The organism is Acidovorax sp. (assembly GCF_016783915.1).
GTDB lineage: Bacteria > Pseudomonadota > Gammaproteobacteria > Burkholderiales > Burkholderiaceae_C > Acidovorax.
The window spans coordinates 1-9608 of sequence record NZ_JADHVT010000166.1 but is presented as its reverse complement, the minus strand read 5'-3'; the positions used below and the strand labels follow the sequence as shown (position 1 = coordinate 9608).

Here is a 9608-nt window from a genome sequence, read left to right as displayed (position 1 = left end):
ACCGCGCAAGGGCCGCCCCGCCGCGCTGGTGGCGTCCCCCTTCCCGACTCGCGCAGCGAGGAGAGAGAAGGGGGAAGCGGCGCAGCCGCTCAGGGGGATGACCTCTAGAAGTCCACCAGGCTCAACCCCACGCTGAACACCGTGCGCTTGCGGTTGTAGTCGATCATGCTGTCGCCATAGCCGCTGAACAACGAGGTGTGCAGGCGCAGGTTGCTCTTGCTGCCAAAGAGGCCGGTGCCCAGGGCTTGCAGCCATTCCACGCGCACCGAACCCCGGTCGCTGCTGGCGAGCGAGTGGCGCACGGTGGCGCCCAGGGTGTTGTCCTTGTTCACGTTCCACAGCAGCGACAGCTCGCCCCGGCCGACGTAGTCGCTGATGCCGGGGTTGTCATCGCTGCCCGCGCTCTCGGGGATGCGCTTCCAGATGCGGGCGGTCACGCTGAAGCGGTTGTCCAGTTCCATGCCGGTCATCAGGTAGGCGCGGTTCCAGCTGCGCGACAGGGGCTTGCTCTGGCCGTTGGACTGGTGCACCAGACCGATGCCGCTGTAGCGCCACTTCCAGCCAAATGGCAGTTGCGCCGTGGTGGGGTACACGTACATCAACTCGGGCTCGTGATCGGTGGCGCGGAAGGGGCGCGAGATCTCGGGCGTGAACAGTTGCCAGTAAGACTGCTGTGTGTAGCCAAACCACAGCGAATCCTTGAGTGTGGGGTGGCCCTGGGTGAGCAGGCCCTGGGCGACCTTGGTGCGCACGGACAGCTGGATGCGGTTTTCGGTGCGGCGGTAAGGCGTCGAGTCGGTGGCCGAGTTGCCGTCGGCATCCGACGTGGGCTGGCGGTTCACGTTGCTCGAGGCCACCACCGACACCGTGATGGGGCGGTAGCCCCGGAAGCTGAATGTGCCGCAGTCCGTGCCCGTCTCCAGCTCCCAGAAGCGCGAGAGATCGCTGTACTGCGGGTCGCGACAGCCTTCGGTGTGCGCCACGTCGATGATGCGGGTGGCCGGCAGCGTGGCATCCACGGGCGGCGGCACCGCCGACGAGGAGCTTGTGCCGCCAGCGTTGGCCGATGCCGAAGCGGCTGGGGCTTGCCACGGTTGCGCGCCAGCTGCGGTGGTTTTGGTCTGTTCGGCTGCCCAGGCATCAAAGCAGGCCAGGCGCGCCTGGTTGTCGCTGGACAGCGTCGTGCAGCGGCGCAGGGCGGCGTCGGCCCCGGCAGCTGCGCCGGGGGCCGCGGCAGGTGCTGATTGCGCCAGGGCCGCACCGGCCGGGGCCAGCGCTGCCAGCAGCAGCGCCAGCGTGTAGTGCCGGCGGGGCGTTGGCGCGGCACGCGCCACCGGGCTCATTGCCAGGCCGCCTGTTTGCGCAGCACAAACGGTGCTGACGGCGTGGTGGGGGTGGGGTGGGCGTTGTTCCATGTTCCGCGTATTTCCTTGCCGCAACTTCCATCGACCACCTGGCCTGTCCAGGTGGCGCTGATGTTGGTGCCGTTGATCGATTCTTCCAGGGTCAGGTTGCCGCCATCGACGTCACCACTGACTTGGGCTGTGGTGCCACTGCGCACCACGGTGCCTCGCACGCTCTGTACCAGCTCCGGGTGCGGGCCCAGTTGCAGCGTGGCCGTAGCGGGCCCGGCTCCCGGCGCAGGGGCCTGCAGCTCGGCGCGCCACTGGCCCTGCAGGTGCTGGTGGTCCATGTCTGCCGCTGCCGGGCAAGCCGCCGTGGATTGTGGGCCTTTTTGGCTGATGGCGCTTGTAGGATAAGCGCTGATAGCTATCAAAAGCACAGCAATTCCCCAGGCGCTGCTGACATGGGGCTCCGTGGGGCACGGCGTGGAACGAACGGTGGCGGGATGTGTGGCCATGGTGCGTGACCTTCTCAGACCGCAGGCGTGGGGTTGGCGGCTGCAGCCGCGTTGGCCGCAGTGGTGGCCTGCGCCTTGGCGGCAAATTCGGCGCGCAGGGCCTTGAGCTTTTCGCGCGGATCTTCGCGGGCGGTGGTTTTGTCCAGGCCCATTTCGGCGATGAAGCGGCTGGGCTGCGCGGCCACCATTTCGCGGCCCTTTTTGCGGCGCTTGGTCCAGCTCACGGCCAGCGTGCGCTGGGCGCGGGTGATGCCCACGTACATCAGGCGGCGCTCTTCCTGCAGACGCTGCAGCGTGTCGTCGCTCACCTTCTGCTGACGGCCTTCGTCGTCATCCAGTTTGAAAGGCAGCATGCCCTCGGTCACACCCACCAAAATCACATGCGGCCACTCCAGCCCCTTGCTGGCGTGCAGGGTGGACAGCGTGACCATGTCCTGGTCCTTTTCACGCTCGCTGATGGTAGACAGCAGCGCAATCGTCTGCGACACCTCCAGCAGGCTTTTTGTCTCCTTGGCCACCACGGCGCCCGAGGTGTCGTCGATCTGGCCGCCCGCGCGCTGGGCCATCCAGTCGCAGAACTCCATCACGTTGCTCCAGCGGGCGGCGGCTACCTTCTCGCTGTCTTCCCCGTCGTACAGGTGCTGCTCGTAGCCGATCTCCTTGAGCCAGTCGTTCAGAAACCTGCGGGCGTCTTCGGCGCCGTGCGTGCGACGGGCGCTGTATTCCAGGTAATTGATATAGCGGCCAAACTCGTGCAGCCCGTCCATGGCGCGCTTGGGCACCGCTGCGGGCAGCATGCCGTTGAACAGCGCGCCGAACATGCTCTGCTTGTGCTGCGTAGCAAACGCGCCCAGCGATGCCAGTGTGGTGTGGCCGATGCCGCGCTTGGGCGTGGTGATGGCGCGCAAAAACGCCGGGTCGTCGTCGTTGTTGATCCACAGGCGAAACCAGGCGCACAGGTCCTTGATTTCAGCGCGGTCAAAAAAGCTGGTGCCGCCCGACACCTTGTACGGAATGTTGGCCTTGCGCAGCGCTTTTTCAAACGGCTTGGCCTGGTGGTTGGCGCGGTACAGGATGGCAAAGCCCTTCCAGTCCGGCGGTGGGTTGCTAGCGGCGCGCAGGCTCTGGATGCGGGCCACGGCGCGGTCGGCCTCGTGCTCTTCGCTATCGGCGTCCACCACACGCACCGGCTCGCCTTCGCCCAGTTCGCTGAACAGCGTCTTGGGAAACAGCTTGGGGTTGGGGCCAATCACGTTGTTGGCCGCGCGCAGGATGGCGCTGGTGGAACGGTAGTTTTGCTCCAGCTTGATGACCTTGAGCGCCGGAAAGTCGATGGGCAGTTTTTTGAGGTTGTCCAGCGTGGCGCCGCGCCAGCCATAGATGGACTGGTCGTCGTCGCCCACCGCCGTGAAGTGCCCGCGCTCGCCCACCAGCAGTTTCAAAAGCTCGTACTGCGTGGCATTGGTGTCCTGGTATTCATCCACCAGCACATGGCCCAGCAGCGCCTGCCACTTGGCGCGCACCTCCGGGAAGTCGCGCAGCAGGCGCAGCGGCATGCCGATGAGGTCGTCAAAATCCACGCTCTGGTAGGCGGACAGGCGCTCTTCGTAGCGCGCCATCAGCACCGCAATGCTGCGCTCGCTGTCGTCTGCCGCCTGGGCCAGCGCCTGCTCAGAGGTCAGGCCCATGTTTTTCCACTTGCTGATGACCCACTGCCACTGCCGTGCGGTGGCCATGTCGGTGGTGCCGCCCGCGGCTTCTTTCAGGATGCCGGTCACGTCGTCGGCGTCCATGATGGAGAACTGGGGCTTCAAGCCCAGCACCGCGCCATCCTCGCGCACCATGCGCACCCCCAGGGCGTGAAACGTACACACCAGCACGTCCTTGGCACGTCGGCCAATCAGGCCCTTGGCACGCTCGCGCATTTCAGAGGCGGCCTTGTTGGTAAAGGTGATGGCCGCAATGCGCTTGGGGTCCATGCCCTTTTCGATCATGTGGGCGATCTTCATGGTGATCACCCGCGTCTTGCCCGAGCCCGCCCCTGCCAACACGAGGCAGGCCCCATCGGTGTAGTGAACAGCCTGAAGCTGGGCGAGATTGAGACCGGCAGACATGCAGAGGGGGGCGCGAGAGGCGGTAAGGAGGCGAGAAGGTGGGGGCGTGGGCAGGCGTACCGGGAGCCCCGAGAAGCGACAAGAGGTGACGTCGGGCGGGCCTGCGAAGCGCGCAATGATACCGGCCTGGTCCTGGCGACCGGCTTGCGCCTGACATTGCCCTGACGTGGAAGCCCCCCAATCGCAGCAAACTCCAGCCGCAGCCGAGTGGCTGCGGGAAACCCCGCTGGTGGCGACGGTTGTCACACTTTGATACTGCGGACTACTGATTGCCCATCCCGAGGGCGGCACCTGGAGACGCACCACCATGATTTCGTTTGTTTCGTTTGCTTCTGCTTTGTCTGTGTTTCGGTGGGCAGGCTGTGCGCTCGTGGTTGGCGCAGTGGTCCTGCCTGCGCAGCTGAACGCCCAGACCGGCAGCGCCAACCCGGTGCGCATCGGCGTGGTGGGCCCGTTCACCGGGCCGTCGGCAGACTTTGGGGTGCCCATGCTCAACGGCATCAAGCTGGCGGTCGATGAGATCAATGCTGTGGGCGGCTACCTCGGGCGGCCACTGGAGCTGGTCATCAAGGATGACACCGCCAACCCCGACGAGGGCCGCAAGGTCAGCCAGGACCTGCTCAAAGAAAAAGTGGTCGCGGCCATCGGGTTTTGCAACACCGGTGTGGCAATGAAGGCCATCGACCTGTTCCAGGACGCAAGGACCCCGCTCATCGTGCCGTGCTCATCCGGCACTGCGGTCACGGCCAAGTACCCGCCCGCTGACAGCTACATCTTTCGCGTGCAGGCCCGCGATGCGCTGCAGGCGCCCTTCATGGTGGACGACATCTTGAAACGCGGCTGGGACAAGGTCGCCATCTTTGCCGACACCACCGGCTATGGCGAGGGCGGCTACAACGACGTGGTGGCCGCGCTGGCCGCCAAGAACCTCAAGCCCGTGTATGCGTCGCGCTTTGCGCTGGGTGTCAAAGACCTGTCGGCCGAACTCACGGCTGCGCGCAATGCAGGCGCCAATGTGGTCTTCAGCTACACCGTCGGCCCCGAAAACGCGGTCATCGCCAACGGCAAAAAAGCCCTGGGCTGGAAGGTGCCCCAGGTGGGCGCGTGGCCCCTGTCGTTCCCCAACTTCATCGACGGCGCCAAGGACGCGGCCGAGGGCGCGCTGATGGTGCAAACCTTCATTGCCGAGCCCAGCAATGAGCGTCGCGCCGCTTTCCTGTCGAGCTACACCCGCAAGTACCAGGGCCGGGTGGCAGTGCCCATGGCCGCTGCCAACGCCTACGACGCCACCTACCTGCTGATGTATTCCCTGCTGGGCATCCGAGACGGCAACCTGAACGGCAAAGCCATCAAAGAGTCCCTGGAGGGCAAGATGAAGACCTACTACGGCGTGGTGTCCACTTACGAAAAGCCGTTCAGTGTGGAAGACAAGGACGCCATTACCCGCAACATGCTTGTCATTGGTGCAGTCAAGAACGGTGCCATCACGTTTGCTTACCCCGAAGACGCCAAGCGCAATCTAATCATTCAGCGCAAGCAGTGACGAAGGATGGCCTCCAACCGGCTAACGTCGTTGAAGCGCCTTACCGTGCAATCGCCCTGTGCGATGGCCCCCGCCTGACTTTGCGCTGACCATGCCCGCGGACCGCGCACGTCTCTGACGGGCGCTGCACAGACAATAGCGCCCGTGCTCTCCGTCCTGCTCATCACCTTCCCCTTCTTCGCACTGGTACTCTGCGGTTACGTGGCCGCGCGGCGCGGTGTGCTGCCCCAGCCCGCCATTCCGGGGCTCAACGCGTTCGTTCTGTACTTTGCGCTGCCGTGCATGCTGTACCGCTTTGGCGCCAGCACGCCCATCGGGCAACTGCTGGACCCGGCCGTCGCGGGCGTTTATGTCGTGTGTGCGCTGATCATGGTGGGCGGCGCGGTGGCGCTCACGCGCAATGCGCGCATCGGCTGGAATGATGCCGCCTTTGGCGCGCTGGTGGCTGCCTTCCCCAACACGGGTTTCATGGGTGTGCCGCTGCTGGTGGCACTGCTGGGCGCGCAAAGCGCAGGCCCGGCCATCGTGACCATCGTGGTGGACATGGTCATCACGAGCTCGCTGTGCATTGCGCTCTCGCGCCTAGACGGCGCGGGCACGCATGGGGTGGGCGTGGCGCTTCGCAACGCCTTCAAGGGCATGGCCACAAACCCCATGCCCTGGTCGATTGCGCTGGGTGCGCTGGCCTCGGCCCTGCAGTTTCAGTTGCCCGGACCGGTCGACAAAACCGTGGCCATGCTGGCCGACGCCGCATCGCCCGTGGCGCTTTTCACCATCGGCGCCGTGCTGGCCCGCTCACAGATGAACCAGCACGAACAAGTGCCCACGCGCGAGTATGTCCCGGTGGCGCTGATCAAGCTGCTTGTGCACCCGCTGCTGGTATGGGCCGTGGGCTTGGCGGCCATCGCGATGGGCGTGCCGCTCACGCCGTTTGCGCTCACCGTGCTGGTGTTGCTGGCTGCACTGCCCAGCGCCAGTAACGTCTCGCTTCTGGCCGAGAAGTTTGGCGCCAACAACGGGCGGATCGCACGAATCATCCTGGTGTCGACGGCACTTGCGTTCCTGAGCTTTTCAGGGGCGGTGGCGCTACTGAGTTAGGAGATCCACCAAAATCCAATGTGCCGGAGGCTGTGTCCCTGCAGCCATGGGGCAAGTGCAAGGAACTGAGACCGCTAACACCACGGTGGAAGCATCTGCGTTCCGGGTGCTGGCAACACTGGGCCGAGGCACAAGGGAGTTGGAGTTTCGATCGAGCTACCAATCCCTTGGTATTTATGTCAGGAGTAGCATCTGACTGTTCATGGCTGCCAGCAAGCGTCTGGTTGTCAACGTTGGCGCGGGTCCAGCGCGTCGCGCAAGCCATCCCCGAGCAGGTTGAACGCCAGCACCAGAATGAAGATGGCCAGACCCGGCCAGATGGCCATCCAGGGTGCGTTGTCCATGAAGTTTTTCGCGGTGTTGAGCATGCTGCCCCAGCTCGGGTCGGGCGGCTGCTGACCTAGGCCCAGAAAGGAAAGGCTGGCCTCGGCAATGATGGCGCTGGCGATCGTCAGCGTGGACTGCACGATGACCGGAGCGGTGATGTTGGGCAGGATGTGAAAGGTGGCGATGCGCAGCGGCGAACAACCGACGGCACGAGCGGCCTCGATGTAATCTTCGACCTTGATGTTGATCACCTGCGCTCGGGTCAGGCGCACAAAAATGGGCGCGGCCGAGACCCCGATCGCAATCATCGCGTTGGTGAGGCTGGGACCCAAAAACGCTGCCAACGCGATGGCCATGATCAGAAACGGACAGGCCAGAAAAGCGTCGGTGATACGCGAAATCAACATGTCGACCCAGCCACCGAAAAAGCCGGCGGCCATGCCGATGGCCACACCAATGATGAGCGCAATAGCCACCGACACCACTCCGGCGAGCAACGAGGCGCGTGTGCCCCAAACCACACGTGAGAAAACGTCGCGCCCCAGCTCGTCGGTGCCAAACCAGAACTCGGCCGTGGGCGCTTTGCGGATGGCGCTCCAGCTCGCTGCGATGGGGTCGTGCGTGGCGATCCAGGGTGCCAGCATGGCCATCAGCACAAAACCTAGGACGACCATCAGGCCAAACATACCGACCCGGTTCCGGCGCAGCTTGCGCCAGGCTCGCATCCAGGGTCCGGCCTCAGAGGCCGGCGCGCGTGGGGCAGTCAGTGTGGTGCTCATAGGGATGCTCACAGGTCAGTGCCGCAGGCGTGGGTTGAAGACAAAGTAGGCCATGTCGGCCAGCAGGTTGAGCATGATGTAGGTGGTGGCCGTGATCAACACGACACCTTGCACCACCGCATAGTCACGGTTGAAAACGGCGTCGATGATGAGCTTGCCAAAACCCGGAATGGTGAACACCTGCTCGGTCAGCACCGCGCCCGAAAGCAGTGTGCCCAGCTCCAGCGCGCCTAGCGTGATGACAGGCGTGAGCGCGTTGCGTAATGCGTGCTTGACCACCACTACCCGCTCGCGCAGGCCCTTAGCACGGGCAGTGCGCACGTAATCTGTGGCCAGCACCTGCAACATCGAACTGCGGGTGTGGCGCATCAACACGGCCGCAATGCCATTGCCCAGCACGAAGGCCGGCATGACCATTGCGGCCAAATTGGCTCCCAGATCTTCGAACGGGCTGATATACCCCGAGGCGGGCAACCAGCCCAACTCGACCGAGAACAGCAGGATCAACATGATGCCTAGCCAGAAGTTCGGCATGGAAATTCCAGACAGCGCAAAGACACGCGCACCGTGATCGATCAGGGTGTCGCGCTTGACCGCAGAAATGATGCCCGAGGGCAGGCTGATGATCAGGGCCACCAACATACTCATGAAAGCCAGTTGAACTGTCACTGGCAGCTTCTCCATAATCAGCTCCAGCACCGGCTGCCCGGTGCGGGCGGACTCACCGAGATCGCCCTGAAGCACCCCGGCCATCCAGTAGCCATACTGCACCGGGATGGGCTTGTCCAGGTTCATCTTTTCGCGCAGCTGCGCGATCAGCTCGGGGTTCTGGTCCTCACCGGCCAGAATCTGCGCCGGATCACCCGGCAACAGCTGCTGCAGCCCGAAGATGAGCATGGAGACGAACACCAGGGTGGGCACCAGGGTGACCAGCCGGCGAAGGAAAAATGCAAACATCGTTCGGGCCTGTGTAGGTAGCGCTGGGGCAGTGTCAGTTCATCTTCAGACCGGTCAGACGCGGCAGGCCGTCCGGCACCTCACGCACACCGGTCAGCTTGGCGTTGTACGCCCACAGCCAGTTGCGGTGGTAGAGGTAGAGGATGGGGTTGTCGGTCTGGGCGAACTTGTTGACCTGCTCGTAGGCCTTGAGGCGGTCGGCCACGTTCTGCTTACTGCGGGCTTCGTTCAGCAGGGCGTCCACCTCGGGCTTGCAATAGCCCGAGTAGTTCAGCGGCTGCTTGCACGCCAGAAAGCTGTAGACGTTGCCGTCCGGGTCGGCGCGGCCGCTCCAGGCCAGCACGTAGGCGTCAAAGTCGCCCTTGTCGGCCAGATTCAGCGAGGTCGCGAACTCGGTCGACTGGATCTTGACGTCAAAGCCAGCTTCCTTGGCCATGGCCTGCACCACCTGGGCAATCTTCTGCGCGTCCGACGTCGTGGGCGTCATCAGCGTGAAGCTGGGGTTGGGGATGCCGGCCTGTTGCAACAACGCCTTGGCCTTGGCCACGTCGCGTTTGGGCACCGGGTTGCTCTTGGTGTAGAAGCTGCTGCTCGGCGGCACCCACTGGTTGCCCGCCACCGCTTCGCCGTCCATCGCCACCTGCACGATGCCCTGGCGGTCCAGCGACAGCTCGAAGGCCTCGCGCACGCGGTTGTCTTTGCCCAGCGGGTTGGCTTGCGCTTTGTCGCTCTTGCCCAGGTTGATGGTGATGCCTTGGTAGCCAACTTCGGTGATCTTGCTGATCTTGAAACGCGGCTCGGTAGCCAGCTTGGCGACGTCGCTGGTAGCCACACGCTCGATGAAATCGAGCTGGCCAGAGCGCAGGTTGGCCAGGCGCACGGTGGCGTCGGGGATCGGCGTGTAGACCACGCGGTTGAAGTGGATTGCG

At 64.2% G+C, this 9608-nt stretch carries 8 protein-coding genes; 2 read left to right on the top strand and 6 right to left on the bottom strand.

Annotated elements, in window-relative coordinates; genetic code table 11:
* Positions 1-104: 104 nt before the first annotated feature.
* The 3 genes from ISS20_RS21120 to ISS20_RS21110 all read right to left on the bottom strand — a co-directional run bounded on the left by ISS20_RS21120 (position 105) and on the right by ISS20_RS21110 (position 3975).
* Complete coding sequence (locus ISS20_RS21120) at positions 105-1343, bottom strand: phospholipase A (protein WP_291439274.1); 1239 nt, start codon at positions 1341-1343, stop codon at positions 105-107.
* Positions 1340-1693, bottom strand: coding sequence for a hypothetical protein (locus ISS20_RS21115; RefSeq protein ID WP_291439272.1), 354 nt, complete (start codon positions 1691-1693; stop codon positions 1340-1342). The genes ISS20_RS21120 and ISS20_RS21115 overlap by 4 nt, the downstream gene beginning before the upstream one ends.
* 182 nt (positions 1694-1875) lie before the next feature.
* Positions 1876-3975, bottom strand: a complete 2100-nt coding sequence (locus ISS20_RS21110; RefSeq protein ID WP_291439270.1) for an ATP-dependent helicase — start codon at positions 3973-3975, stop codon at positions 1876-1878.
* A 307-nt stretch (positions 3976-4282) separates the two neighbouring features.
* Here ISS20_RS21110 and ISS20_RS21105 point away from each other — a divergent pair, with 307 nt between their 5' ends.
* Both ISS20_RS21105 and ISS20_RS21100 read left to right on the top strand, forming a co-directional pair.
* Positions 4283-5518 carry an ABC transporter substrate-binding protein gene (locus tag ISS20_RS21105; RefSeq protein ID WP_291439268.1) on the top strand — a complete coding sequence of 412 codons (1236 nt, stop codon included), beginning with the start codon at positions 4283-4285 and terminating at the stop codon, positions 5516-5518.
* 144 nt (positions 5519-5662) lie between these two features.
* The gene (locus ISS20_RS21100) at positions 5663-6616 is read left to right on the top strand and encodes an AEC family transporter (protein ID WP_291439267.1); all 954 of its coding nucleotides are present in this window, start codon (positions 5663-5665) and stop codon (positions 6614-6616) included.
* A 227-nt stretch (positions 6617-6843) separates the two neighbouring features.
* Here the strand turns inward: ISS20_RS21100 and ISS20_RS21095 are convergent, their stop codons facing one another.
* The 3 genes from ISS20_RS21095 to ISS20_RS21085 form a co-directional block, all read right to left on the bottom strand.
* Positions 6844-7722, bottom strand: a complete 879-nt coding sequence (locus ISS20_RS21095; RefSeq protein WP_291439265.1) for an ABC transporter permease — start codon at positions 7720-7722, stop codon at positions 6844-6846.
* 15 nt (positions 7723-7737) lie between these two features.
* Positions 7738-8679, bottom strand: a complete 942-nt coding sequence (locus ISS20_RS21090; protein WP_291439263.1) for an ABC transporter permease — start codon at positions 8677-8679, stop codon at positions 7738-7740.
* A gap of 34 nt (positions 8680-8713) precedes the next feature.
* Positions 8714-9608: ABC transporter substrate-binding protein (locus tag ISS20_RS21085; RefSeq protein WP_291439262.1), on the bottom strand; the 895-nt coding region annotated here is incomplete at its 5' end.